Origin of the sequence: Paraburkholderia largidicola, assembly GCF_013426895.1 — a bacterium.
Lineage (GTDB): Bacteria > Pseudomonadota > Gammaproteobacteria > Burkholderiales > Burkholderiaceae > Paraburkholderia > Paraburkholderia largidicola.
Window position 1 is genome coordinate 1,309,683 of record NZ_AP023175.1, and the last position, 25,058, is coordinate 1,334,740.

Genomic DNA, 25,058 nt, shown 5'->3' on the forward strand with positions numbered 1-25,058 from the left:
TGCTGCATGGCCGCACGCCTGCGCCCAATGGGAGGACACTGATAAACTTTCAGCGTCCCTTTCCTTTGCGCTCGCATGCGCGTCGCCGTGCTCTTTGATGGCCGCTTCAACACCTGGAGATATTGATGGAGCACGCGTACGTCCAGCTTCTGCACCTGCTTGCAGGCCACACTGCGTGGACGCTGGTCGTGGTTTTTCTTGCTGCGTTTCTCGAAGCCGTCGCGATCATCGGCACCTTCGTGCCGGGTAGTACAGCGATGTTTATCGCCGGCGCGCTGGTCGGCACGGGCACACTGAATCTCGGCTGGCTCTTTGCGAGCGCGATCGTGGGCGCCGTGGCGGGCGACGGCATGAGCTACTGGTTCGGCCGTCGCTATAAAGACACGATCAGCAAACTCTGGCCGTTCAGCACGCATCCGGGGCTGCTCGAAAGCGGTCAGAAGTATTTCGACAAACATGGCGCGAAGAGCGTCGTATTTGCGCGCTTCGCCGCACCGCTTCGCGCAATCGTCCCCGTCGTCGCTGGCATGCTCGAAATGCCGCCCATGCGCTTCTACGCGATGAACGTGCTGTCCGCGTTGCTGTGGGCGCCCGCGCATATTCTTCCCGGCGTCGTATTCGGTGCGTCCATCCAACTGGCGGGCGCGGTGTCGTTCCGTCTCGTCGCGGCGCTGGCGATCGTCGCGGCCATCGTATGGGTGTGCTTCTGGGTGATGCGCGTGGTCGTCTCGCACGCCCGCGCATGGGCGGGTGCATCGCGCAGCGGCCTCGTGAAGTGGGCGCGCGATCACGAAGCGCCGTATGGCAAGCTGGTCTATCGGATCGTCGATCCCGAGCGAGCAGCTATCGGCCTGCTGGTTGGCATTTCGGTTTTCGTGCTGGTGTGTGCAGGGATTTTCTTTGGCGTCATGCAGGACGTCGTGTCGGGCGATCCGCTGGTTCAGGTCGACATGTCGTTCTATCGCTTCCTGCAATCGGCGCAGGCGCCGTGGATCGGCGAAGCGCTCGCGCGCGCCTCGACGCTCGGCAGCGTTCCGACGCTCGCCGCGCTGGTCATTGCGTCGACCATCATGATCGCCTTCGAGAAACGCTGGCGCATGCTGATCTATTGGCTCATCGCAGTGATCTTCTCGCAGGTGCTGATCTTCGCGATTCAGGTGATCGTGCCGCATGCGCCGCCTGCCGCTGCGCCATCGGACCTCTATGCGTTTCCCAGCAATCACGTCGCCGCGAGCGTCACGGTGTATGGCTTTCTTGCGTTCGTCGTGGCGCGCCGCGTCGGCATGCTGACGGGCATCGCCGTCACCGCGCTCGCGAGCCTGATCGTGATCGCCGTCGCGTTCGCGGGCCTGTATTCCGGGCGTTTCGCATTCTCCGATGCCGTAGGCGGCGCAGCATTCGCGGCCGTGTGGGTCGCTGTCGTCGCGCTGACGGCCGTATGGCGGCATCCCGAAGCGCCGCCCGCTCGCGAGTACATGCCTGCCGTTTTGCTGATCGTGTTGTGCGCGAGCGTCGGCTTGCAGATCGCCTTGGGGCGTCAGCCGGATGCTGAACCGCAGGTGCGCCAGCGGCCGCCCGTGGTCGTGACGCAGGCGCAATGGACAGACTCGCTGTGGAAGCAGTTCCCCTGCTATCGCTCCGACATGAAGGGCGACCGGCGCGAACCGATCACCGTGCAATGGACGGCCGACCGGCAGCAGATCGTCGCGCAACTGCGCAGCCGAGGTTGGCTCGAGGGCACGCGTTTCAATGCGCGCAGCCTGTTCTCGCTCGTGTCGCCCGATGTGCCCGTGATGGATCTGCCCGTGTTGCCCAAGCTCAACGACGGCGAACCGTCGACTCTCGTCTTCAGCCGTCAGCGCGCCCGCAGCGACGAACGCGACGTGCTGCGCTTCTGGCGCACGGGCTATGCCGTTGCGCGTCGCAACGGCATGACGCCCGCACCGATCTGGCTCGGCTCGCTCGTGCATGAGCGTCTGCTACGCCCGTCGTGGCCGTTCAATGTGCTGCGCACCGACAGGCAACTCGATCCGCTCATTTCGCCAAAATCGGTTAGCGGCGAATGGCGCGAGCTCGAATTGTCGAGCAGCATGGGATGCACCGACATTCCCGTCACGCTGATTGCATCCACGGAACGTTAAGGCCTTTAGATCGGTTGTACCGGTTCTGTGGCCGCTTGTGGAGTACGCGGCCCCTTCAGCCGTGCAACAATGAACAGCCAGCGCGCGTCGAAGCAATGCAGTGCGCAAGGAGCGATTGCAATTGGTCGATTTCAATCCGTCGGCAATTTCTACATGGGGCGCAGCCGTCGTCTTCCTGAACGTGCTGCTCACGCGCCTCGGCATTCCCGTGCCTGCCGTCCCCGTACTGCTGCTCGCGGGTACGGCGATTGCCAACGGCCATCTGTCCTTCTGGCATGTACTGACAGCAGCACTTGCCGCCGCGCTGATTGGCGACGGGATATGGTTTACGGCGGGCCGCATGCTCGGACGCCGGCTGATCCATGCGCTAGCGCGGCTGTCGGCCGCTGTCGAAACGCGCGTGCGCAAGGCGCGTGCCCTCTTCATGCGCTTTGGACCGGCAATCGTGTCGGTCTCGAAGTTCGTCCCGGGACTTGCCATCATCACGCCGCCGCTAATGGGCACCACGCGCGTCGGCGTGGTCATCTTCTTCGCGTGGGACGCCGTCGGTATCGTCGCTTGGGCAACGTTCTGGCTGCTCGGCGGCGCGATATTCGAACGGCAGCTGAGCTTGCTGATTCACGAAGTGCGGGCACATGGCTGGACGATCATCGATGTGCTGACCGCTATCGCCGCGAGCTATCTGGCGTTCCGCTTCGTGCAGCGGTGGCGCCTGCAGCGGCCGCTGTCGCTTGCGGCTGTCTCGCCGGAGCAGATCGACGCGTTGATGCGTCCCGACAAGCCGCCCATCGTGCTCGACGCCCGCCCCGAGCATATGAAACAACAGACGCCGCAGCCCATTCCTGGTGCGCTGCCGCTCGATGTGCATTCACCCGGCACGATCGACGCCGCCTTGCTGGCGCGCGATGTCGTTGTCTATTGCGTCTGCGCCGACGGCGTCACGGCAAGAACGCTGTCGCAGCAGATGCGCAGCGCAGGCTTTACGCGGATTCGCGCGCTAAGAGGCGGACTGGACGCGTGGGAACGGCGCGGCTATACGGTCGAGCCCTTGACTGAACCTGACAATGCCACTGCGCAGCCCAGGCGCGAGAAAAGCCATGCGTTGCCGCAGGAACGTGGCATTACCTTGCGCGGCATTGCACCAAGAGGCGCCGTCTCCGGTTAAATCGCGTGAGTTCTCACGCATCTGTTTGCCCCATTAAGCAGCACCCAACGCTAAAGAAAAGCGGTCGCGCTAAAGCGCCGCTAAGACGAAGCCTTTAGCGTATTGGCGGACTGCATTCAATTGCATACCCCTTGAAAGCAAGCTGGCGCGGTTCTAGCTAAACTTCTTTCTTTAGGATCCGGTTACTTAAAGACCGATTGTTCAGGTAAATCCTGGAGATCAACGGTATGCGCTGGCTATTTATCGTCTGGTTTATCTTAAGCGTCACGTATGTAGCAAGGCGCGGCAATGCCCGCTTCACCTTCGGACGCCAACTTTCAGATCATTCGACCTTTCTGGCTCCAATTAACTGCCTGTGCTATCTGTTCTCACCGCTTAGGGCCAAGGCTTATATCGACGAGAATCATTTTCCGGAATTGACGCCCCTCAAGGCAAACTGGGAAGTCATCCGTGAAGAAGCGCTTGCCGTCGACGCTGCGCAGAAAATATCCGCGTCGACCAATTACAACGACATCGGCTTCAATTCATTCTTTAAGACCGGTTGGCGTCGCTTCTATCTGAAATGGTATGACGCGCCGCATCCATCGGCGCAATCGCTTTGCCCCGTGACCACGCGTCTGCTTCAGGACATTCCGACCGTCAAGGCCGCGATGTTCGCGCAATTACCGCCCGGCGCAAGCCTCGTGCGGCATCGCGATCCCTATGCGGGGTCGGTGCGCTATCACCTCGGGCTCGTCACGCCGGCCAGCCCCAAATGCTATATCGACGTGGACGGCCAGCAATACTATTGGCGCGACGGCGAAGCGGTGATGTTCGACGAGACCTTTATCCACTACGCGAAGAACGAGACCGACGTATCGCGCATCGTGCTGTTCTGCGATGTCGAACGGCCCATGTACTTCCGCTGGGCCGCCGCATTGAACCGGATGTTCTCGAATGTCGTGATGCGCGCGGCCAGTTCGCCGAATGACGCAGGCGACCGAACCGGCTTCCTGAACCGCGCATTCAAATATGTGTACGCGATTCGCCGCGTCGGCAAGCGCCTTAAGGCATGGCATCGGCCGACTTACTATCTCGTCAAATGGGTGCTGTTCGGTTCGATCTTCGCCGGCATCATTTACGCGCTGTAAAGCGCGACGCTGCCTGCTCCGGCGCGCTCTGGCACGCCTAGCCTCGCGCCACTTCCTGAACGGGCGCCAGACCGCCTACGACAATCCGGTCGCGCCCCGTCGCCTTCGCCTGATAAAGACTGCGGTCGACTTCCTGCAGCCACGTGTGATAGTCGGGCAAGTCGTCGGTCAATTGGGCAATGCCGACGCTGATCGTGCACGGGCATTCCGCCGACGCTTCTTTCGTCTTCTCTCTCACGCGCTGCACCAGCACCTTCGCGACCGTATGCGCCTCGCGCAGTGTCGCGCCCGGCAACACGACGCCGAACTCCTCGCCGCCATAACGGCCAATGCTGTCGCCCGCGCGGAAATGGCTGCGCAGCAGATCGGCGAACGCCTGCAACACCGCGTCGCCGGCGGGATGACCGAGTGTGTCGTTGATCCGCTTGAAGTGATCGAGGTCGATCAGCAGCAGGCACGACGCGTAGCGATTTGCGCGGCAGCGCTCGAATTCGTCGGCAAGCATCCCTTCCCAATGCCGGCGATTCCAAAGACGGGTCAGGCCGTCCGTGCGGCTCAGATGCTCGAGTTCGCGCGTGCGCTGGGCGAGCTTGAGCGACAACCGGTAACTCGTAAAGCCCAACGCTAGCGGATAAATAATGAGGAACGGCAGGCACGCCAGGATAGTCGGCATTTGCGACATCGGCGAAAACACGAAGCCGACCGTCACGAGCCCCGCCAGCACACCGAGTACATGCGCGAGCACGCCGCGCGCAAAGAGCCGCAGGCCGCCCGCGCCGATGTTGTCCATGCTGAGCATCGCGAGAATCAGCACGCTGGGAAGCACGTTGAACTGCATCGCCACGACCCAGAAGCCGCCGAGCATCGAATCGGCCATCAGGTTCAGGCGTTCGCCGCGAAACGGCACCTCGCAGGCAAGCGCCGCGCGGCGCGCGACATGCGGCCAGACGAATCCATGAAACACCAGTAGCGACCACAGCACGAAGCCGCGATGCTGTAGCGCGAAAACGGAAGCGACGCAGAAGAAGCCAAGCCCCAGCCCGGCAATGCGCAAGCGGTAAATGCGCTCGACAAAGCTCTTCCCTTGCCCGGCCCTGCTTTTCGTTGCCAACGTTATCGATCCCCGAGCAAGTGACTGCGAGAATTGGGCCGCGCGCGTTCATGCGCCGCGTGCCGCAGAGTCCCGGTTTTGCACCAAGCTTTGTAGAAACGTTGCGCGTTTCGATGCGGGCGCAACGTCATGGATTGGTATAAAAAAATGATACCAGTATCCGCAGTGGGCAATTAGTCCATTTGCGCGGTGGAAGCGTTTCTGTCGTTTTTCGGTGTGCTCGCACAAGCCGCGATGAACGTTTAACGTTTGCGTCGCACTGTGATGGACGTCAATGGTGCTAACGGGTTGAATTGCTCCAGCAGAACAACATGAAGCAAATGAATCAGATGAAGTGAGTCAAAAGCGCTGCACGCGATGCCCGAATCAATGACCACTGATCAACGGCACCCGCGCAGCCGCGGATGTTTCGACGCTGCGCTGCGTCAGCCACACTTCCTGTTGCAGCCAGTCGCGAAACACCGTCACGTGAGGCAACTCGCCCTGCTCGGGACGCGTCACGAGCCAATACGACTGGTGTCCGTCGACATGCACGTTCAGTACTTGCACGAGTTGTCCATTGGCGAGTTCGTGCGCAATCATATGACGATCGGCGATCGTGATACCGAGGCCGTCGATGGCAGCGCGTATCGCGTGATCGAGCAGATCGAATTCAAAACCGCCCGACGTATCCACGCCTTCGATGCCCGCCGCTTTCAGCCAATGCTGCCAGGTCAGATAACGCTGGTTATCGCCCGCTAAAACATGCAGCAAAGTGAATTGATTGAGATCGATGACTTCATTGCCCGCCTGGCGCGCGAGCAACGCGGGCGAGCACACGGCGATATGCCGCTCGTTCATCAGCAGCAGATTATCCAATCCTTCCCATTCGCCATTGCCGAAGCGGATCGCGCAATCGAGCACGCTCGACTCGGCCAGATTGTCCTCCAGCCGCGTCGACAGGCTCAATTCCAGTTCGGGATGTTCGGAGTGCAAGCGCCCGAGACGCGGCAAAAACCAGCGGCTCGCGAAAGTCGGCGGCGCGTTCACCCGCAAGCGATTCAGATGCGTCTTTTCCTGAATCGAGCGCACGGTCCATTCGATCTTGTCGAACGAATGCTGCAAGGCCTGTAGCAGCACGCGGCCCGATGCGGTCAGATCCAGATGATGATGCCTGCGCTGCAATAGCGTTTCGCCGAGTTGCTCTTCGAGTTGCCGCACCTGGCGGCTCACCGCGCTTTGCGTGACGTTGAGCAATTCCGCCGCGCGCGTGAAGCTGCCCGTGCGCCCGGCAACTTCGAAGGCTTTGAGCGCATTGAGCGCTGGCATTTTTCTTTTCAAGGAGGTCTCGATTCCGGATCGGCGCGCTGGCGCCACGCGCTCATTTTAGCGTCTGGGCCGCGCGGGCCTTGTTCCGACGTACCGGCAATGCGCGGCATCTGACAGCGCGTGACGCGGCGCACAAATGTTAAGGGGCATATCCGTCACGCGTTTGTCATCGTATCGACATGCTGGGCTTGCAGGATCGGAGATCCCCCCGACCATCCCCGAGGCCCAGGCCATGCCGGAACTCTCATATCCGCAGACAGGCACCTCAAGTGCCAAAAACCGCAACTTAGGACTCGCAGTCTTTGTGATTGCGCTGGTCGCTGGCGCGATCTATTGCGCGTTTCAGTTGGTCGGCGACCTCGAATCCGTTCGCACCGGTTCTGTCCTCGCTTATCTGCTGCTAGGCGTCGCCCTTTTGATCGCGCTCGGCTTCGAGTTCGTCAATGGCTTTCACGACACGGCCAACGCCGTCGCGACGGTGATCTATACGCACTCGCTCTCGCCTAACGTCGCGGTCGTGTGGTCCGGCACGTGGAATTTCCTTGGTGTGCTGACCTCGAGCGGCGCAGTCGCATTCGGCATTCTCCAGTTGCTGCCCGTCGAACTGATTCTGCAAGTGGGCAGCAGCGCAGGCTTTGCGATGGTGTTCGCGCTGCTGATCGCCGCGATCATCTGGAATCTGGGCACGTGGTGGTTCGGCCTGCCGTCTTCGAGCTCGCATACGCTGATCGGCTCGATCATCGGCGTCGGCCTGATGAACCAGCTGCTGCATGGCGCGGACGGCACGAGCGGCGTCGATTGGGGGCAAGCTGCCGGCGTCGGCAAGTCGCTGCTGTTCTCGCCGCTCATCGGCTTCCTGCTCGCGGGTCTTCTGCTGCTGGTCCTCAAGGCGCTCGTGCGCGTGCCCGCGCTGTACGCCGAGCCGAAAGGCAAAGCGCCGCCGCCGTTCTGGATTCGCGGGCTGCTGATTCTGACCTGCACGGGCGTGTCGTTTGCGCACGGTTCCAACGATGGTCAGAAAGGCATGGGCCTCATCATGCTGATCCTGATCGGCACCGTGCCGACGGCCTACGCGCTGAATAAGGCAGTCACGGCAAGCGAAACGCAAACCTTCCTCGCGGTTTCGCAGCAGGCTTCGGCCGCGCTCGGCAAGTATGCGACGCCAGGCGTGCCGCCCGTCGTCGCGCCGCGCAACGAAGTGGAGAACTACGTGCGCACGCGGCAGCTCGCGCCCGCGACGGTGCCCGCGCTGCAGAAGCTGATGGAGCAGATCGGCCAGCAGGTCAGCTCGTCGGGCACGATGGCGAACGTGCCGCAGGACAACGTCGATAACGTGCGCAACAACATGTACGTCGCGTCGGAAGCAATCCGTCTGATGGAAAAGGCCAAGCAGCCCGCGTTCGCAACTGACGACGCCAAGGCCATCGACAACTTCAAGAAGCAGATGGACCACGCAACCAAGTTCATCCCGACATGGGTGAAAGTGGCCGTGGCGATCGCGCTGGGTCTCGGCACGATGGTCGGCTGGAAGCGCATCGTCGTGACGGTGGGCGAGAAGATCGGCAAGCAGCATCTGACCTATGGACAGGGCGCATCGGCCGAACTCGTCGCGATGGTCACGATCGGCGCCGCCGACATGTACGGCCTGCCGGTGTCGACCACGCACGTGCTGTCTTCGGGTGTGGCAGGTACGATGGCCGCCAACGGCTCAGGTCTGCAATGGAGCACCGTGCGCAGTCTGGTGCTCGCGTGGGTGCTGACGCTGCCTGCATCGATCGCGCTGTCCGCGGGACTGTACTGGTTGTTCCGTCACCTGTTCTGACAACGCGTATCTTGCCGCCGCGCCGATTCGATCCGGCGGCGGCAAAACAGAAAGCGCGGCATTTTCATGCCGCGCTTTTCATTTCAGCCCTTCAAACAGGGATCAAAACACGTCGGGAACGATCATCGTGTCCGGCACGGGATGCCGGCTGTAGTCCTCGTGGAAGACCCGTTCCGGCAGTACGATGGACGGGTGTTCGATCTCGTGATACGGCACCTGGCTCAGCAGATGATGAATGCAGTTCAGCCGCGCGCGCTTCTTGTCGACGGCCTGCACGACCCACCACGGCGCTTCGGGAATGTGCGAGCGCTGCAGCATCACTTCCTTCGCCTGCGTATAACGCTCCCAGCGGCGACGGCTTTCGAGGTCCATCGGGCTCAGCTTCCATTGCTTGAGCGGATCGTGGATACGCGCCTGAAAGCGGATTTCCTGCTCTTCGTCGGTGATCGAGAACCAGTACTTGATGATCTGAATACCGCTGCGCACCAGCATCTTCTCGAACTCGGGCACTGAGCGGAAGAATTCGTCGTATTCGTCGTCGGTGCAGAAGCCCATCACGCGCTCGACGCCCGCGCGGTTGTACCAGCTGCGATCGAACAGCACCATTTCGCCGCCTGCGGGCAGGTGGCTGACATAGCGCTGGAAGTACCATTGCGTGCGTTCGCGGTTGTTCGGCGCGGGCAGCGCCGCGACCCGGCATACGCGCGGATTCAGCCGCTGCGTGATGCGCTTGATCGCACCGCCCTTGCCAGCCGCGTCGCGGCCTTCGAAGATCACGACAAGGCGATGCCCTGTCTTGACGATCCAGTCCTGCAGCTTGACGAGTTCGCCTTGCAGACGGAACAGCTCGCGGAAATACTGCTTGCGCAATTCGCGCGCTTCGGGCGTGAAGCCCTCGCCGCCGTCGAGGATGCGATCGTCGACTTCCATTTCGAGTTCTTCGTCGTACGCATCGACGAGGTCCTCTTCGAAGCGGCGCTGCCGTGCGGCGAGCGACTCGGCGTCAAGTTCCTGTTCGGATTCCTTCATCACAGTAGCTCCTGTTGCTTCCCTTGCGCGGAAAAGGGTGGACGCGGCGCGTGGGCTCGTGTGATTGTCAGCTTTCTTGGTGTCAGTCATATTACTCTTTTCGCGTGGCGTGCTGCGCTTCAAGCAGGCGTCCACTGCGCCTTCAAAGCCTCTTCGCAATACTGATCTCGTGGCCGTCGGGATCGCTGATATGAAAGTAGCGTTCGCCCCATGAAGCATCGGCGGGTGCGGCGTCGGGCTGGTATCCCGCCGCCAGCGCCTTTTGATAAACGGCGTCCACGTCGGACACGTGAACAATCACACGCCCCCACCATAGTACCGGGCCTCGCGTGTCGAGAATCAGGTTCAGATAGGTGCCGCCGAACGCAAACGACGTGAACGCCTCGAAAGGGCCTCCGTACGAAAGCGGAAAGCCAAGCGCGAGGTAAAACGCAACGGCGCGCTCCATGTCATGCGTGGCGAGCGTGACAGCACTGAGTGCTTCGAATCGCGGCGCTTGCGCATCGCTTTGTGATTCCGGCTGATTCATCGCTGACTCCCGCTCCAGAAAGTGAAAACAGCGGACACCGCCCACGGGCGAGGTCCGCTGCAAAGCGAATCGACGTGGCGTCGCGTGATTGACTGCGACGCCAACGCATGCCGCGAGATTACGGTATCACACGCGACACGCCGCGTCCGCGCGGATCGGATACGGCATCCGGCCGCTCGCCGTCGATCTTGATCGCCTGAATGTCGCCGTTGAAGTCCTGCGCCTTCAGCGTATAACCCTTCGCTTCGACCTGCTTCGCGAGATCGCCTTCGATAGGCGCATACGGCTCCCAGAAGATCGTATTCGGCGGCAACAGCTGATGATGGAAACGCATTGCGCTAACTGCGTCTTTCAGCGGCATGTTGAAGTCGTACACGTTGTTGACCACCTGGAAGATCGACGTGAAAATCCGCGATCCACCCGGCGTGCCGATCACCAGCGACACCTTGCCGTCCTTCGTCAGAATGGTCGGCGACATCGACGACAACGGGCGCTTCTTCGGCTCGATCGAGTTCGCGTCGCTGCCTACCACGCCGAACATGTTCGGCACGCCGGGCTTCGATGCAAAGTCGTCCATCTCGTCGTTCAGCACGATGCCTGTGCCTTCCGCGACGACGCCGGAACCGAAATAGCCGTTGATCGTGTACGTATTCGACACGGCATTGCCCCACTTGTCGACCACCGAGAAATGCGTCGTCTCCGCTTTCTCGGGCATCGACGTGCCGAGGCCAGGCTGCACGCTCTTCGTGTCCGACGGCGTGTTTGGATTGACTTCGGCCGCGCGTTTCGCGATGTAGGCATCGTCCGTCAGTTGCGCGACGGGAACCTTATAGAAGTCCGGGTCGCCCAGGTATTGCGCGCGATCTGCAAAGACCCGCTTTTCGATTTCCGAAATCAGGTGAATGTACTGCGGCGAGTTGAGATCGACATTCGTGAAGTCGCTCTTCAAGTCCGCCTTCATCTTCAGCAATTGCACGAGGCCAATGCCGCCCGAACTCGGGGGCGGTGCCGTGATCACGTGATAGCCATTCCAGTCCGCCTGAACGGGTTGACGCCACACGGCCCGATAGTCTTGCAGATCGCGCTTCGTGATGAGGCCATGCCCCTTCATCGACGCTGCAATCAGATCAGCCGTCTTGCCGTTATAGAACTCGCGTGCGCCCTGATTCGCAATGCGTGTGAGCACGGCCGCGAGATCCGGCTGCTTGAAATTGACGCCCTCTTTCAGATTGCCGAAATAGGTGTCGAAATTCGTTTTGCCCTCGAAGTCCTTTTCGGCAGCTTCGCGGCGCCTGGCAAGCTGCTCGTCGACTACGAAACCGTCACGCGCATATTTGATGGCGGGCGCCAGAACCTGTTTCCATTTCAGCTTGCCGAAACGATGCTGTGCTTCCCACATGCCCGCCACGGTTCCCGGCACACCTGCCGCGTAATAGCCGAAAAGGCTCTTGCCCTTGATCACATTACCCTGATCGTCGAGATACATATTGCGCGTCGCAGCCAGCGGCGCGCGCTCGCGATAGTCGATGAAATACGGCTTTCCATTCACGTATAGCGTCATGAAGCCGCCGCCGCCGATATTGCCTGCTTCAGGGTACGTGACGGCCAGCGTGAACGCGATAGCGACCGCGGCGTCGACGGCATTGCCGCCTTCCTTGAAGATCTGCTCGGCAGCATCGGCGCTGTACTTGTCCGCGACGGCAACGGCCGATGCGGTCAGTACAGGTTGTTGCGGCGGGGGCGCTTTCGCGTATGCAGGTGCGGACTCAAGAAAGCCCGCGGACGTGGTGAAGAGCCCTGCAACGGCCAGTGTTGTTGCGGAGAATTTCGCTTTATCGATTAGTTTCAATGCGTGCCTCCAAAGACAATCATCCAGTGACGGAACTACAAGCTTGTCTTTGGGCTTATAACACGCAACGAGTGCATTTGCGAAGCAACCCCTTATGTTGCAGGCGCATCGAGTTGCTTCGCGCGATTACTCCAATTGCAATACGGTTGCGAGGCTGCTAGGCAGCAGCAGATTCCTTCAGCACCTGCGATGCCACTTCATCCACGGCTGCCTGGGTCAGCTTGATGATCTCGTCGACTTCCGCACGCGTCGTCACGAGCGGCGGCGCAAACCCGAGAATGTCGCCATGCGGCATCGCGCGCGCAATGAGTCCGTGTTGCAATGCAGCGGCTGACACGCGCGGGCCGACTTTCAATGCGCTATCGAATGGGCGACGCTCTTCTTTATGCGCCATGAATTCGATCGCGGCAAGCATGCCGCATCCGCGCACTTCACCGACGAGCGGATGCGAATCGAACGCTGCATGCAACTGCTGCTGCAGATAGCCGCCAACTTCCGCCGCATTCTGCGAGAGGTTCTCGCGCTCTAGAATGTCGAGATTCGCAAGCGCCGCGGCTGCGCAGACCGGGTGTCCCGAATAGGTCCAGCCGTGACCCATCGGACCGTGATCCTGCGAGCCCTGCGCGATCACGTCCCAGACCTTCTCGCCGACGATCACGGCCGACAGCGGAGCATACGCGCTCGTCAAACCCTTCGCGACCGTGATCAGATCAGGTTCGATGCCGAAATGCTGCGCACCCATCTTCGAACCGAGCCGCCCGAAGCCGCACACCACTTCATCGCTGATCAACAGAATGTCGTGCTTCTTCAGGACTTTCTGGATTGCGGGCCAGTAACCCGTGGGCGGCGGCAGGATGCCGCCCGTACCCATCACCGGCTCGCCGATGAACGCGGCGATCGTATCCGCGCCTTCCTTTGCGATCAGCTTCTCCAGTTCTTCGACGCAATAGTCGACGAACTGCGCTTCGCTCATGCCAGCGGGCGCCTGACGATACCAATGCGGACATACCGTGTGCTTGACGCGATCGATCGGCAAATCAAAGTGCTGATGGAAGCTCGGCAGGCCCGTCAGGCTACCTGTGACGATGCCGGAGCCGTGGTAGCCGCGCTGGCGCGAAATAATCTTCTTCTTGTTCGGTCGGCCCTTTACATTGTTGTAGTACCAGACGATCTTGATCTGCGTTTCGTTTGCGTCTGAGCCGGACATGCCGTAGTACACCTTCTTCATGCCCTTCGGCGACCAGTCGATGATGCGCGACGACAGTTCGATGATCGTGTCGGTCGAATGTCCGACATAGGTGTGGTAGTAAGCGAGCTTCTTTGCCTGCTCATAGATCGCGTCGGCCACTTCCGTGCGCCCATAGCCGATATTCACGCAATAGAGGCCTGCGAATGCATCGATGAACGACTTGCCTTGATGATCCTCGATGCGGATGCCTTTAGCGCCTGTGACGATACGGCCCGGCAGCGCGCCGCTGGCGTGATCGTGAGCGTGCGTCGACGGGTGCATGAAATGCGCGCGGTCCGCGCTGAACAGGTGATCGAACTGGGTCATGGGACACTCCATTTTTAGTCGATAGTTGAATGAGAGACTCACGCGGCAAGCGGCCGGCGAGCAGAAGCAGCGGCGTCGGTTAGCGGCAAGCCCAATTGACCGAGGCAGAAGTAATGCGTTTCAACGAATGGCTCGAAACCTTCGAGTCCGCCTTCACGGCCCAGACCCGATGCCTTCATGCCGCCGAATGGAACCGGCGCGCCCGTGAATTTCGCGCCGTTCACGGAGACCATCGCGAAGTCCAGTTGGCGAATCACCTGAAAGACCGTGTTCAGGTCTTTTGCGCACAGATAGGCGGCGAGACCGTATTCGGTGTCGTTCGCGCGCGCGATCGCTTCTTCGAGCGAATCGAACGGCGATACAGCCGAAATGGGCGCAAAGTTCTCTTCGTCGTAAATACGCATGCCCTTCTCTGCATCCGCGATCACGGTCGGCTCGAAGAACCAGCCGCCGCGCTCGTGCGGCGCGCCGCCGACCAGAACACGCGCGCCTTTCGCGCGCGCGTCCTCGACGCGTTGGACGGTCACATCGAATGCGGCCTGATGCATCAGTGGACCGACTTCGACGCCCGGCTCGAAGGCCGGGCCGACTTTCAGCTGGCGCACCGCCTGCGCATAGCGCTCGACGAATGCGTCGTAGACGGGACGCGCAACGAGTATGCGATTCGCCGCGCAACAGTCTTGCCCTGACGTCTGAAACTTCGCCGCCACGGCCACTCGCACCGCCTGATCGATGTCGGCGTCCTGCGTGACGATGAAGGGCGCGTTGCCGCCGAGTTCGAGCGCCGTCTTCTTGATGCCGCTTTGCGCGACGGCCTGCATGACGAGTCCCCCGACGCGCGTCGAGCCCGTGAAGCTCACGGTGCGTACCCGCGGATCGCGCACCAGTGTTTCCATCGTCATTTGCGGCTCGCCGAGCACGACATTGAACACGCCCGGCGGGAAGCCGGCTTCTTCTGCGAGCTGCGCGAGCGCTAGCGCGGAAAACGGCGTCTCATGGGCGGGCTTCACGACGACCGTGCAGCCCGCTGCAAGCGCCGCCGCTGCCTTGCGGGTGATCATCGCGTTGGGGAAATTCCACGGCGTGATCAGTGCGGCGACGCCGACGGGCTCTACTATCGTGCCGAGATGTGCGCCGTCGATATGTGTGGGGATCGTGCGGCCGTTCAGGCGTTTTCCTTCGTGCGCGAACCATTCGATGAAGCTCGCGCCGTAGATGATTTCGCCGGTTGCCTCGGCGAGTGGCTTGCCCTGTTCCAGTGCCAGGATGCCTGCCAGGTCCTGTTGGTGGCGTTGGATGAGTTCGTGCCAGCGTAGCAGTAGGGTGGCGCGTTTTGCGGCTGGGACCCAGCGCCAGGTTTCGAATGCGCGATGCGCGGCGTCGACTGCCTGAGTGATCTGTTGGGCTTCCAGCATCGGGACGTGGCCGATTACTTTTTGATCTGCGGGGTTCTGCACCGCTACCGTGGAGGCTGTTTCGCTGTGGACCCAGCGGCCGTCGATGTAACACAGTGATTTGAATAGAACGGGATGGCCAAGCAGCATGGTGATCTCCTTTCTTTGGCTTTCCTTGATATCTCTGTGTGTCACTTTAAAGGCTGCGCGGGCTCCGGTTTTTTTGTTCTCGGGGTGGTTTGGTTTTGGCTTTTTCTGTTTTCTGATCGTAGGTGGGTGGTTTTTTTGGTTTTGGATTGCTCGTGTCTACGCTGGCATCCGCGATATGACTTACCACTTCAAGCGTTGCCCCTGTGCGGGGCGGCACCTACTTTTCTTTGCCGCCGCAAAGAAAAGTAGGCAAAAGAAAGCGGCTCACACCGCCAGCACGTGTTCCTATCCACGGGCCCCAACGTCCCCACGCTTCACACGGCAGTGCCCTGGTCGGTGCTTGTTGCCAGCGCTTTGAATGAACGCCTCACCCGCTTCGAATACCCCTACTTGAACCAGCGGCAGCGAATGGTATATGCCGCCCAGGTGGCAAACTGTGTGTAGGTTGTCGCGTCGTATAGCCTGGCGCTCTTACAGGGTGGAACGCGTGTGCTATCGGTCCGAAGTGAGGCGTGCGAGGTACTACGCTCTACACACAGTTTGCCACCTGGGCGGCGGTGGACCATCTGGCGCGGCGTGCTGTAGCGCGGGAGCGTGAAGCGGGTGAGGCACTCTTTTAGAGCGCTGGCAGCGGACGTGGGTCACGTGGTTGCCGTATGAAGGATAAGAACCTTTGGGGGCCCTCAGGCAAACATAAGAACTGGCGGTGTGAGCCGCTTTCTTTTGCCTACTTTTCTTTGCGGCGGCAAAGAAAAGTAGGTGCCGCCCCGCACAGGGGCAACGCTTGAAGCACCAGTAACAAAACGCGGATGCCAGCAAAAACACAAATCACAGACGCCAGCGCAAGCCCCCAAAAAACCAAACCAGCCGCACAGCGGCAAAAAAAAACAAAACTCAAAACCAAAGTCAAAAACGAGAACCATCACCCAAACTCAGCCCAGTCGGGCACCGACTCACCCGTCTCCTTAACGACCTTAGTCACGACATAAGTAAAATACCGCTCAATCCCGACCTCATCGATAAGCAGCGAATCAATAAACCGCTGATAGTGGTCGATATCCCGCGCCACCACGTGCAAAACGTAATCGACACCACCGCCGGTGGCATAACACTGCACGACCTCAGACGAAGAACCCACACGTTCCTCGAACCGCCGCATATCATGCGCCGTATGCCGGGCAAGGGTCACCTCAACAACAATCCTGCTACCCTTAAAAGCCTTCGTCCAGTCGATATCCGTCCGATAACCACGAATCAGGCCACTCTCTTCGAGCCGCCTCACCCGCTCCCACGCAGGTGAGATCGACAGATTCACTTCCTCCGCGAGCCGCGACTTCGTAATACGTCCATCTCGCGCAAGAATGCGAAGAATCGCAAGATCATAGCGATCGAGTTTCATACCCGAATGCCGCGTTCTACGACATCAGCCACCACGGCCACCGTATCGCCAATCCGCACGAGCCCCGGAAAATGCCGCGCAGCAAGCAACCCGCCGCGCCGCGCGCGGTATTCGACAGCCTTGGTGCCCGTACGCGTCATGTCGTGAACCCGCGCGATCACTTCGCCCGCTTCGACACTGTCGCCAAGGTCCTTGCACATCTCGAGTAGCCCGTCGTGCTCGCTCGTCGTATAGCAAGTACCGTCCGGCATATCGAGCAAGGTCGTCGTGCGCGGCGCCACATCATCGCCATCATGCAACGACAACACACCCACATTCGCAAGAAAGCCGCGTACGCCGCGTTCGGCGACAGCGACGCTCGCCACCGTCGCGGTGCCGCCGCCGCCCAGTTCCGTCGAGACGAATACCTTGCCCGCTTCTTCGACAGCCGTGTCGAACAAGCCGACGCTATCCAGCTCCAGCATCCGCATCGAATACGGTGCGCCGAATGCACACATCGCCGCTTCGCAACGCGCCTGCTGCTTCGCATCCTTCAACACATGCACGGCGGCGAACGGCACGAAGTCGAGCGTGCGGCCACCCGCGTGCAGGTCTAGCACATAGTCCGCGAGCGGCAGCAAGTAGCGCTGAAAGTAGTCGGCAATCTTCTCTGTGACGGTGCCGTCCGGCTTGCCCGGAAAGCTGCGGTTGAGATTGCCGCGATCGATGGGCGACGTGCGGCTGCCCGCGCGAAACGCCGGATAGTTCATGAACGGCACGATGATCACGCGCCCCGTCACATCGCTCGTCTTCAGTGTCGATGCGAGCTTCGACAGCACGATGGGACCTTCGTACTCGTCGCCGTGATTGCCGCCCGTCAGCAAGGCGGTCGGCCCATCGCCATTGCGGATCACCGTGATGGGAATCATCACGGCGCCCCACGCGGATGCATCATGCGAATGCGGCAGCTTAAGGAAGCCATGCTGTTCGCCGTCGGCCTCGAAATCGATCGTGGCGGAAATGGGTGAAGCCCGCATTGCCCTACTCCTTGACGAACAGCTTGCGCGGCGTATTGCAAAACGTCTCGACGCCCGACTCGGTAATCAGAATGCTTTCCGTGATTTCGAGTCCCCAGTCGTCGAGCCACAGCCCCGGCATGAAGTGAAACGTCATGCCGGGTTCGAGGACAGTCTTGTCCCCCGGACGCAGGCTCATCGTGCGCTCGCCCCAATCGGGCGGATAACTCGCGCCGATGGGATAACCGCACCGGCTATTCTTCTCGATGCCCGATTTGCGCAGCACGGCAAAAAACGCATTCGCGATGTCTTCGCAGGTATTGCCGGGCTTCGCCGCAGCAAGACCCATTTCGATGCCTTCAACCACGGCCTTTTCGGCATCGATGAAATGCGTCGGCGGCTTGCCGAGATAGACGGTGCGCGACTGCGGGCAGTGATAACGCTTGAAGCACCCGGCGATTTCGAAGAACGTGCCCGCGTTCTTTTCAAAAGGCGAGTCGTCCCATGTGAGATGCGGCGCGGCGGCATCGGCGCCTGTAGGCAGCAGCGGCACGATTGCCGGATAGTCACCGCCATACCCGTCGACACCCGTAATCCCGGCCGAGAAGATCTGCGCGACGAGATCGCTCTTGCGCATGCCAGGCTCGATCCGCTCGACGATCTGCGCATGCATCTTCTCGACGATGCGCGCAGCAATGCGCATGTATTCGATCTCACGCGGCGACTTCACGGCGCGCTGCCAGTTGACGAGCGCCGTCGCGTCGCGCCACGCCACATTGGGCAGATTGCGCTGCAACGATGCAAATGCGGCCGCGCTGAAATAGTAGTTATCCATTTCGACGCCGATACGGCGTGCCTGCCAGCCGCGCGCAGCGATCACTTCACGCGCGAGATAGTCCATCGGATGACGCTCGGTGGACTGCACATAATGATCCGGATAGCCGACGATGTTCTCGCGCCTCATGAACACCGTGCGCAGCGCGCCGTTCGCGTCCTGTCCACGGCCATACCAGACGGGCTCGCCGTCCAGTGCGAGCAGCACGCACTGATGCACATAGAACGACCAGCCGTCGTAACCGGTGAGCCATCCCATGTTGGTCGGGTCCGTCACGATCAGCAGATCGATCTGGGCCTTCTCCATCGCGCGGCGTGTCTTCGCGATGCGCGCATCGTACTCGCTGCGATCGAACGGCAAGCGAACTACGGGTGCCGCCAGCTTCACATCGTCCCGCTCCAGTTGAGGTGTATCTGACATGGTCTCCTCTCAGCGCTTCATGTCGTTGCGGAAAAGGGTGCCTGCATTGGCCGCGCGTGCACGCGCGACGGCAAGCGTCGCAATGGCCGTGTCTTGCGCGCCCGTGCCCGTGAGGTCGCATAGCGTGATGTCGCTGTCATTCGTGCGGCCCTGGGCCTGTCCTGCGATGATCTGTCCGAGTTCGGCATGCGGTGCATTCGCGTCGACGACGCCCGCTTCAACGGCGTGATGAAGCTCGCCGAGCACGCGCGTCTGCGCGACGCGGTCGCACACATAGCGCGCCGCCACCAGTGCTTGCGGCGCGATCTCGTTCTTGTGCTCCGCATCCGAACCCATCGCCGTGATGTGCAGGCCCGGATGCAGGTCGGCCGCGTGAATCAGCGGCTCGGTGCTGGGAGTGGTCGTGATCGCGATGTCCGCTTCGGCGAGCGCGTGATGCACGTCGCGCGCCACTTCGCACGCGATCTGCAATTGCGCGGACATGTCGGCGGCGAATCGTTCGGCGTTCGCGCGATTGCGCGCCCACACTTTCACGCGCTCGACCTTTCTCACCATCGCGAGCGCCTGCAATTGCAGACGTGCCTGTTCGCCTGCGCCGATCAACGCAACGTTTGGCGTGTGCTGTTTCGCAAGCCAGCGCGCCGCGACGGCGCCCGCGGCCGCTGTACGCACGGCCGTCAGATAACCGTTATCGAGCAGCACCGCTTCCGTGAGTCCCGTTTTCGCCGACAGCACGAGCATCAATCCATTGAGACTCGGCAGTCCAAGCTTCGGGTTGTCGAAGAATCCGGGGCTGACCTTGATCGCGAAGCTGTCGAAGCGCGGCAGATACGCGGTCTTCACATCGACTTCGCCGCGATGCTCGGGCAAATCGAGCCGCAGGATCGGCGGCATCGCAACGGCTTCCGTGGCGAGCGCCAGAAACGCGGATTCGATCTGATCGACGGCGGCGAGGTCGAGTGGCACGAGTGCTCTGAGTTGCGCTTCGCCGAGCAAGGTAATGGCTGTCATCCGTCACTCCATATCAGGCTGCACCGACGATGCGGCGATGCTGGTTCATGTCGATATTGGCGCCCGTCACGATCAGCACGATCGGGCCGTGTTCAACCGCCCCATTGCCGAGACGCCCCGCGAGCAGCGCAGCGATGCCCACTGCGGCAGCGCCTTCGAGCACCAGATGTTCGGCTTCATATGCGTGCACGATGCCGCGCGCAATCGACGCCTCGTCGAGCAATACGACCTCGTCGATCAGTTCTCGCGATAGAGAAAACGTATGCCGGTTGTCGAGCCCGATGCCGCCGCCCAGCGAGTCTGCGAGCGTCACCAGCTCATCGACGAGTACGGGCTTGCCCGCCACGAGACTCGCGTGCATCGCGGCGCCGCGTTCCATCGTCACGCCCGTCATGCGCACGCTCGGCGCGATCTGCTTCGCGGCGAACGCGACACCGGAGAAAAGTCCGCCGCCCGACAGTGGCACCGCGATATGCGCGACGTCGGGCAAGTCTTCCGCGATCTCGATGCCAATGGTCGCCTGCCCGGCGATCACGTCGAGATGATCGAACGGCGGCACGTACGCATAGCCTTCTTCGCGTACGAGTCGTTGCGCTTCATGTTGCGCATCGTCCTGACTCTTGCCGACGATGTGCGCCTGGGCACCCAGCGCGCGCACGGCCTCGACCTTGTTCGACGGCACCAGCGACGACATGCACACGGCCGCCTCGATGCCGAGCGCGCGCGCCGCGTGTGCGACGGCTCGCCCGTGATTGCCCGTCGACGCCGTGACCACCCGTGTGCATCCCGCTTCGGCAAGGCGCACGAGCGCGTTCGTCGCGCCGCGCAGCTTGAAGCTGCCCGTCGGCTGGACGGTTTCGAGTTTCAGATAGACGGGCGCCTTCGCAACAGCCGACAAGGCGTGCGATTCGACGAGCGGCGTGCGCAGCACGCGCCCCTCCATACGCCGTCGGGCGGCATAGACATCGGCGAGCGAAAGTTCGGACATGGACGGCCCTTGCACCTGTTCACGACCGCTGCGGCACGCGTCGCAGGGATTCGACGCGGGCTGCAGCGGACTCAGTGCGGCCAGTCTAATGTTCTAAATATTGTTTTCTATTGTCCTGGTACATTTCGTTTTGCCCGTTCGCATGCGGTGACGCGTTCAGCCAAAGTCATGCACCTGCGGGTATTGCTCGAACACGTCGCGCATCGTTTCAAGTGCTTCCTGATAGACCTCGTCGCTCACTTCCGCGCCCACGCAAAGGCGCACCGCATTGGGCCGATCCGCGCCGCGCACGAGAAACGGATCAGGCGACGTCACGGCGATATTGCGGTTGCGCAGCTCGCGCACGAGCCGATCCGCCTGCCAGTGATCGGGCACGCGCAGCCATACCGACAGCCCTTGCGGATGCGAGCCGAGCACATACGGCTCCAGTATTTTTCGCGCGATCGCCTGACGGATCGCCAGCCGCCCGCGCTGCATGTCCACGAGCCTCGCCGCCGTGCCGTCGTTGATCCAGCGCGTCGCCACTTCCGCCATCGGCGAGGTCGCCATCCAGCTGCTCACGCGCAATACGCTCTCGGCGCGCAGCGCGAGCCGGCGCGGCGTCGTCAAATAACCGATGCGCAAGCCCGCCAACACCGACTTCGACATGCTCGTGCAGTAGAACGACAGGTCCGGAATATGGCTCGAAATCGGCGCAGGGCGTGACACGGGCAACGGCCCATAGACGTCGTCCTCGATCACGAACACACCGTAGCGTTCCGCGATCCGCGCAATCGAACGGCGTCGCGACTCCGGCATCATCGCGACCGTGGGATTGTTCAGCGTGGGTGTGCAGACGAGCGCCGTAATGCGCTCGCTGTCGCACATTTCTTCGAAATGCTCGGGGTGTATGCCGTACTCGTCGATCTCGAGTCCTTTCAGCGTAAATCCCAGCACGTTCGCGGAGCCGATCACGCCGTGATCGGTCAGGCTTTCGCATAGCACCGTATCGCCGGGACCGACCAGCGACGCGAGCGCGAGAAAGATGCCGTGCGCGGCGCCATTGGTGACGAGCATCGTATCCATCGAAGCGGGCATGCCCATTGTCTGCAGCCACGCAATGCCCGCCTGGCGGTGATGCTCGAAACCCGCAATCGGCCTGAACGCGCGGATCCACGGCTGGTCTTCGATCTTCGAGAGTGTCGCGCACACCTTGCGCCACATCGCGTCGTGCTCGGGCGTATGGATGATGCGTGCAATTGAAAAGTCGATGACAGAGCGCTCCGCCGTATCGAGCATGTAGTTCGACATCGTCTCCGTGACGCGTTCGGCGACGAAGCTGCCCCGCCCCACTTCGCAGCGAATCAACCCCTGCCGCTCCAGTTCCTTGTATGCATTCGTCACGGTCTGCACGCTGATCGACAGCTCGGAAGCGACGTCGCGCTGCGGCGGCAGGCGCGCGCCCGCGCGCAGCGACTCGCTTTCGATATCCGTCGCAATCGCCTTTACCAGCCGCTTGTACTTCGATTCGACGCCATGTACTGCGCCGACCGCTTCCCGCCATTGCTCGATCACCTGCTGACTCCCGTCTCATGCAAAGCCGCTCATGCAGCGCGCCCGACACCATGCATAGTGCGACAAAAGAGGCTGCAAAAATTATTGTCCTAGAGCAATCGCAACAAAAAAATGGCTTTGTATGCTGCGTTCATGGGTCGCATCACGGGACATCTCGAACGCCCCGGAAGTGCATGCCACATCGGGTTTTCCCGGGTTCATGGCGCACGCCGCACTGCGCCATTCATCACTCTCCTTTTCGTCCTCATACGGAATCGCCATGAAATCGAAGCGCACGTCAGTCATGCTCGGCGCCCTCTGCCTCGCGGCAGCGAGCCTCGCCATGCACACCCAGTTCGCGTCGGCTGAAACGACGTTGCAGCGCATCCAGCGCACCGGCGAGGTGCGCATCGGTTACGCGAACGAAGCGCCGTTCGCGTACACGCAGCCGGACGGCAAGGTGACGGGCGAGTCGCCTGAAATCTCGCGCAAGATCTTCGAAAAGCTCGGTGTAAAGAAAGTGGATGCCGTGCTGACGGAATGGGGTTCGCTGATTCCGGGCCTGCGCGCAGGGCGCTTCGACGTCATCGCTGCGGGCATGTACATCACGCCCGAGCGATGCAAGCAGGTTGCGTTCGCCGATCCGCAATACCAGATCCAGGACACGCTGCTCGTGATGAAGGGCAATCCGAAGAATCTGCACAGCTATGGCGATCTCGCGAAGCAGCCGGACCTCAAGCTCGCGGTGATGGCAGGCGCCGTCGAAGTCGCCAATTCGCGCGATGCGGGCGTCAAGGACGCGCAATTGCTGCAAGTGCCCGACACCACAGCGCAGTTGCAGGCAGTGCGCACGCGCCGCGCCGACGCTGCAGCCGGTACCGCGCTGACGATGAAGGGGCTTGCATCGAAAGATGCAGGCCAGGTCGAAACCGTCTCGTTCTTCAAGGACGATCCGAACCACACGGGCTACGGCGCGCTCGCGTTCCGTCCAGAAGACACCGAACTGCGCGATGCCGTGAACAAGCAACTGCATCAATGGCTCGGCACACCCGATCATCTCGCCACCGTCGGACCCTTCGGCTTCGACAAAACGAATCTGACCAGCAAGACAGCCGCGCAAATCTGCGGCCAGTGATGCGTCGCGACGGGTACGTAAAGTGAATGCGTAACCCAGTGCGGGGCACGCGAATCTCACGCGCCGCAAACGCCAGACATTGCTTGCGGTGCAATGCGGATCGCGCACGCCAGGGAGGCACCGAGATTGCTTCCTGCATCTAAACCCGGGCGCATTCGTGCGCCAATCATGCAAGCGAGGCAACCGCCATGCGTGAACTATTTCCTCTGCTGCTGCAAGGCACGCTCGTGACCATCGAGATTGCCGCGCTCGGCACGCTGCTCGCCATCGCCATGGCCTTCGTCGCCACGGCTGCAAAGCTCGCGACATGGGCGCCGTTGCGCTGGGTCGGGAACGTGTATGTCGAAGTCTTTCGCGGCACGTCGCTGCTCGTGCAGTTGTTCTGGTTTTTCTTCGTGCTGCCGCTGCCGCCGTTCCGGATCGAACTGACGCCTTTCACCGTGGCTATCGTAGGCCTTGGCCTGCACTACGGCGCGTACGGCTCGGAGATTCTGCGCGGCGCGCTGCGCTCGGTGCCGGGGGGCCAGTTCGAAGCAGCCGTCGCGCTGAACATGTCGGCCTTCTCGCGCATGCGCCGCATCATCCTGCCGCAGGCGATGATCAACGCGCTACCGCCCGCGACCAACCTGATGATCGAGCTGTTGAAGGGCACCTCGCTCGTCTCGCTGATCACGCTGTCGGATCTCACGTTCCGCGCGCGCCAGCTCGACGAGGCAACGTTCAAGACAGCGGAGATCTTCTGCCTCACGCTCGTCATCTACTTCGTGCTCGCGCAATTGCTCGTCACGCTGATGCGTCATTTCGAGCGGCGCATGAGCCACGGCATCATCGCGCACAGTTCGCGTCAGACCACGCAAAAGGCGGCGTAATGAATCACTTCTTCGATCTGCAATACGCCGCGCATATCCTGCCTGACCTTGCGCGCGCGTCTATCTACACGATCCTGATCACGCTGGTCGGCTTTGCGATTGCGCTGGTACTCGGCCTCGTGCTCGCGATCCTGCGGCGCAGTCCGATCAAAGCCGTGTCGCGTACGGTCGGGTTCATCGTCGAATTCATCCGCAGCACGCCGCTGCTGATCCAGGTCTACGTGCTGTTCTATGTGCTGCCGGCATACGGCATCACGATGTCGGCGCTTATGGCTGGCACGATCGGTATCGCGCTGCATTATGCGTGCTACACGTCGGAGGTGTATCGCGCGGGTTTGAACGGCGTTGCGCGTGGCCAGTGGGAAGCGGCGTGCGCGTTGTCGCTGTCGCCGTGGCGCACGTATAGCGGTGTGATTCTGCCGCAGGCCGTGCGGCCCATCATTCCCGCGCTCGGCAACTATCTCGTCGCGATGTTCAAGGACACGCCCGTGCTATCGGCCATCACCGTGGTCGAACTCATGCAGCAGGCGAAGAACGTCGGCTCGGAAACGTTCCGCTACCTGGAGCCGATCACGCTCGCGGGTTTGTTCTTCCTCGTCATCAGCGTAACGTTCGCCCAACTCGTGCGGCAGCTGGAATTCCGCCTGAGGCTGCCATGAAAACACACGACACCCCTTTGCAGTCCGAGTC

At 61.3% G+C, this 25,058-nt stretch carries 22 protein-coding genes; 7 read left to right on the forward strand and 15 right to left on the reverse strand.

What is annotated here, in order from left to right; translation table 11 throughout:
* The first annotated feature begins 125 nt into the window (after window positions 1–125).
* The 3 genes from PPGU16_RS22485 to PPGU16_RS22495 all read left to right on the forward strand — a co-directional run bounded on the left by PPGU16_RS22485 (window position 126) and on the right by PPGU16_RS22495 (window position 4,436).
* Window positions 126–2,141 (forward strand): VTT domain-containing protein, encoded by a 2,016-nt coding sequence (locus PPGU16_RS22485; RefSeq protein ID WP_180725073.1) that lies wholly within the window; start codon window positions 126–128, stop codon window positions 2,139–2,141.
* A gap of 121 nt (window positions 2,142–2,262) precedes the next feature.
* Window positions 2,263–3,306, forward strand: a complete 1,044-nt coding sequence (locus PPGU16_RS22490) for a VTT domain-containing protein (RefSeq protein ID WP_180725075.1) — start codon at window positions 2,263–2,265, stop codon at window positions 3,304–3,306.
* Between the two features lie 227 nt (window positions 3,307–3,533).
* On the forward strand, window positions 3,534–4,436 hold the full coding sequence (locus PPGU16_RS22495; RefSeq protein ID WP_180725077.1) for an aspartyl/asparaginyl beta-hydroxylase domain-containing protein: 903 nt from the start codon (window positions 3,534–3,536) through the stop codon (window positions 4,434–4,436).
* 37 nt (window positions 4,437–4,473) lie between these two features.
* Here PPGU16_RS22495 and PPGU16_RS22500 read toward each other — a convergent pair whose 3' ends face one another.
* A complete protein-coding gene (locus tag PPGU16_RS22500; RefSeq protein ID WP_180725079.1) occupies window positions 4,474–5,547 on the reverse strand; it encodes a diguanylate cyclase in 1,074 nt (357 codons plus the stop codon).
* 366 nt (window positions 5,548–5,913) lie between these two features.
* Window positions 5,914–6,855 (reverse strand): LysR substrate-binding domain-containing protein, encoded by a 942-nt coding sequence (locus tag PPGU16_RS22505; RefSeq protein ID WP_180725080.1) that lies wholly within the window; start codon window positions 6,853–6,855, stop codon window positions 5,914–5,916.
* Between the two features lie 232 nt (window positions 6,856–7,087).
* On the opposite strand from PPGU16_RS22505, the gene PPGU16_RS22510 reads away from it, so the two are divergent.
* Window positions 7,088–8,677 (forward strand): inorganic phosphate transporter, encoded by a 1,590-nt coding sequence (locus PPGU16_RS22510; protein ID WP_180725081.1) that lies wholly within the window; start codon window positions 7,088–7,090, stop codon window positions 8,675–8,677.
* Window positions 8,678–8,779: 102 nt separating this feature from the next.
* Here the strand turns inward: PPGU16_RS22510 and ppk2 are convergent, their stop codons facing one another.
* From ppk2 to PPGU16_RS22575, 13 genes are all read right to left on the reverse strand, one after another.
* On the reverse strand, window positions 8,780–9,706 hold the full coding sequence (ppk2, locus tag PPGU16_RS22515) for a polyphosphate kinase 2 (RefSeq protein WP_131240036.1): 927 nt from the start codon (window positions 9,704–9,706) through the stop codon (window positions 8,780–8,782).
* Window positions 9,707–9,848: 142 nt separating this feature from the next.
* Complete coding sequence (locus PPGU16_RS22520) at window positions 9,849–10,235, reverse strand: VOC family protein (protein ID WP_180725082.1); 387 nt, start codon at window positions 10,233–10,235, stop codon at window positions 9,849–9,851.
* A gap of 118 nt (window positions 10,236–10,353) precedes the next feature.
* Window positions 10,354–12,084, reverse strand: coding sequence for a gamma-glutamyltransferase (gene ggt, locus PPGU16_RS22525; protein ID WP_180725083.1), 1,731 nt, complete (start codon window positions 12,082–12,084; stop codon window positions 10,354–10,356).
* 157 nt (window positions 12,085–12,241) lie between these two features.
* A complete protein-coding gene (locus PPGU16_RS22530) occupies window positions 12,242–13,639 on the reverse strand; it encodes an aspartate aminotransferase family protein (RefSeq protein WP_180725084.1) in 1,398 nt (465 codons plus the stop codon).
* 38 nt (window positions 13,640–13,677) lie between these two features.
* The gene (locus tag PPGU16_RS22535; RefSeq protein WP_180725085.1) at window positions 13,678–15,183 is read right to left on the reverse strand and encodes an NAD-dependent succinate-semialdehyde dehydrogenase; all 1,506 of its coding nucleotides are present in this window, start codon (window positions 15,181–15,183) and stop codon (window positions 13,678–13,680) included.
* Between the two features lie 683 nt (window positions 15,184–15,866).
* The gene (locus tag PPGU16_RS22540) at window positions 15,867–16,106 is read right to left on the reverse strand and encodes a hypothetical protein (RefSeq protein WP_180725086.1); all 240 of its coding nucleotides are present in this window, start codon (window positions 16,104–16,106) and stop codon (window positions 15,867–15,869) included.
* The gene (locus tag PPGU16_RS22545; protein ID WP_180725087.1) at window positions 16,106–16,582 is read right to left on the reverse strand and encodes an Lrp/AsnC family transcriptional regulator; all 477 of its coding nucleotides are present in this window, start codon (window positions 16,580–16,582) and stop codon (window positions 16,106–16,108) included. The genes PPGU16_RS22540 and PPGU16_RS22545 overlap by 1 nt, the downstream gene beginning before the upstream one ends.
* On the reverse strand, window positions 16,579–17,598 hold the full coding sequence (gene doeB / locus PPGU16_RS22550; RefSeq protein ID WP_180725088.1) for a N(2)-acetyl-L-2,4-diaminobutanoate deacetylase DoeB: 1,020 nt from the start codon (window positions 17,596–17,598) through the stop codon (window positions 16,579–16,581). The genes PPGU16_RS22545 and doeB overlap by 4 nt, the downstream gene beginning before the upstream one ends.
* Window positions 17,599–17,602: 4 nt before the next feature.
* Entirely contained in the window at window positions 17,603–18,832 is a 1,230-nt protein-coding gene (doeA, locus tag PPGU16_RS22555; protein WP_180725089.1) for an ectoine hydrolase DoeA, read from the reverse strand.
* Window positions 18,833–18,841: 9 nt separating this feature from the next.
* Window positions 18,842–19,843, reverse strand: a complete 1,002-nt coding sequence (locus PPGU16_RS22560; protein ID WP_180725090.1) for a cyclodeaminase — start codon at window positions 19,841–19,843, stop codon at window positions 18,842–18,844.
* Window positions 19,844–19,856: 13 nt separating this feature from the next.
* Window positions 19,857–20,831, reverse strand: a complete 975-nt coding sequence (gene eutB / locus PPGU16_RS22565) for a hydroxyectoine utilization dehydratase EutB (RefSeq protein ID WP_180725091.1) — start codon at window positions 20,829–20,831, stop codon at window positions 19,857–19,859.
* Window positions 20,832–20,987: 156 nt separating this feature from the next.
* Entirely contained in the window at window positions 20,988–22,385 is a 1,398-nt protein-coding gene (gene ehuR, locus PPGU16_RS22570) for a MocR-like ectoine utilization transcription factor EhuR (protein WP_180725092.1), read from the reverse strand.
* An 81-nt stretch (window positions 22,386–22,466) separates the two neighbouring features.
* The gene (locus PPGU16_RS22575) at window positions 22,467–22,670 is read right to left on the reverse strand and encodes a hypothetical protein (RefSeq protein ID WP_180725093.1); all 204 of its coding nucleotides are present in this window, start codon (window positions 22,668–22,670) and stop codon (window positions 22,467–22,469) included.
* Between PPGU16_RS22575 and ehuB the strand changes: the two genes are divergently transcribed.
* The 3 genes from ehuB (at window position 22,645) to ehuD (ending at window position 25,027) form a co-directional block, all read left to right on the forward strand.
* On the forward strand, window positions 22,645–23,499 hold the full coding sequence (gene ehuB, locus PPGU16_RS22580) for an ectoine/hydroxyectoine ABC transporter substrate-binding protein EhuB (RefSeq protein WP_180725094.1): 855 nt from the start codon (window positions 22,645–22,647) through the stop codon (window positions 23,497–23,499). The two genes, PPGU16_RS22575 and ehuB, sit on opposite strands and share 26 nt — an antisense overlap.
* Window positions 23,500–23,687: 188 nt before the next feature.
* Window positions 23,688–24,368, forward strand: a complete 681-nt coding sequence (gene ehuC, locus PPGU16_RS22585) for an ectoine/hydroxyectoine ABC transporter permease subunit EhuC (RefSeq protein WP_180725095.1) — start codon at window positions 23,688–23,690, stop codon at window positions 24,366–24,368.
* Window positions 24,368–25,027 (forward strand): ectoine/hydroxyectoine ABC transporter permease subunit EhuD, encoded by a 660-nt coding sequence (ehuD, locus tag PPGU16_RS22590; RefSeq protein WP_180725096.1) that lies wholly within the window; start codon window positions 24,368–24,370, stop codon window positions 25,025–25,027. The genes ehuC and ehuD overlap by 1 nt, the downstream gene beginning before the upstream one ends.
* The last annotated feature ends 31 nt before the right edge of the window (window positions 25,028–25,058 follow it).

Coding starts and splice junctions, on each gene's coding strand:
- PPGU16_RS22485 (WP_180725073.1), top strand. CDS start 126: ATGGAGCACGCGTACGTCCAGCTTCTGCACCTGCTTGCAGGCCACACT.
- PPGU16_RS22495 (WP_180725077.1), top strand. CDS start 3,534: ATGCGCTGGCTATTTATCGTCTGGTTTATCTTAAGCGTCACGTATGTA.
- PPGU16_RS22505 (WP_180725080.1), bottom strand. CDS start 6,855: ATGCCAGCGCTCAATGCGCTCAAAGCCTTCGAAGTTGCCGGGCGCACG.
- PPGU16_RS22510 (WP_180725081.1), top strand. CDS start 7,088: ATGCCGGAACTCTCATATCCGCAGACAGGCACCTCAAGTGCCAAAAAC.
- ppk2 (WP_131240036.1), bottom strand. CDS start 9,706: ATGAAGGAATCCGAACAGGAACTTGACGCCGAGTCGCTCGCCGCACGG.
- PPGU16_RS22520 (WP_180725082.1), bottom strand. CDS start 10,235: ATGAATCAGCCGGAATCACAAAGCGATGCGCAAGCGCCGCGATTCGAA.
- PPGU16_RS22530 (WP_180725084.1), bottom strand. CDS start 13,639: ATGACCCAGTTCGATCACCTGTTCAGCGCGGACCGCGCGCATTTCATG.
- PPGU16_RS22535 (WP_180725085.1), bottom strand. CDS start 15,183: ATGCTGCTTGGCCATCCCGTTCTATTCAAATCACTGTGTTACATCGAC.
- PPGU16_RS22540 (WP_180725086.1), bottom strand. CDS start 16,106: ATGGTTCTCGTTTTTGACTTTGGTTTTGAGTTTTGTTTTTTTTTGCCG.
- PPGU16_RS22545 (WP_180725087.1), bottom strand. CDS start 16,582: ATGAAACTCGATCGCTATGATCTTGCGATTCTTCGCATTCTTGCGCGA.
- doeB (WP_180725088.1), bottom strand. CDS start 17,598: ATGCGGGCTTCACCCATTTCCGCCACGATCGATTTCGAGGCCGACGGC.
- doeA (WP_180725089.1), bottom strand. CDS start 18,832: ATGTCAGATACACCTCAACTGGAGCGGGACGATGTGAAGCTGGCGGCA.
- PPGU16_RS22560 (WP_180725090.1), bottom strand. CDS start 19,843: ATGACAGCCATTACCTTGCTCGGCGAAGCGCAACTCAGAGCACTCGTG.
- eutB (WP_180725091.1), bottom strand. CDS start 20,831: ATGTCCGAACTTTCGCTCGCCGATGTCTATGCCGCCCGACGGCGTATG.
- ehuB (WP_180725094.1), top strand. CDS start 22,645: ATGAAATCGAAGCGCACGTCAGTCATGCTCGGCGCCCTCTGCCTCGCG.
- PPGU16_RS22575 (WP_180725093.1), bottom strand. CDS start 22,670: ATGACTGACGTGCGCTTCGATTTCATGGCGATTCCGTATGAGGACGAA.
- ehuC (WP_180725095.1), top strand. CDS start 23,688: ATGCGTGAACTATTTCCTCTGCTGCTGCAAGGCACGCTCGTGACCATC.
- ehuD (WP_180725096.1), top strand. CDS start 24,368: ATGAATCACTTCTTCGATCTGCAATACGCCGCGCATATCCTGCCTGAC.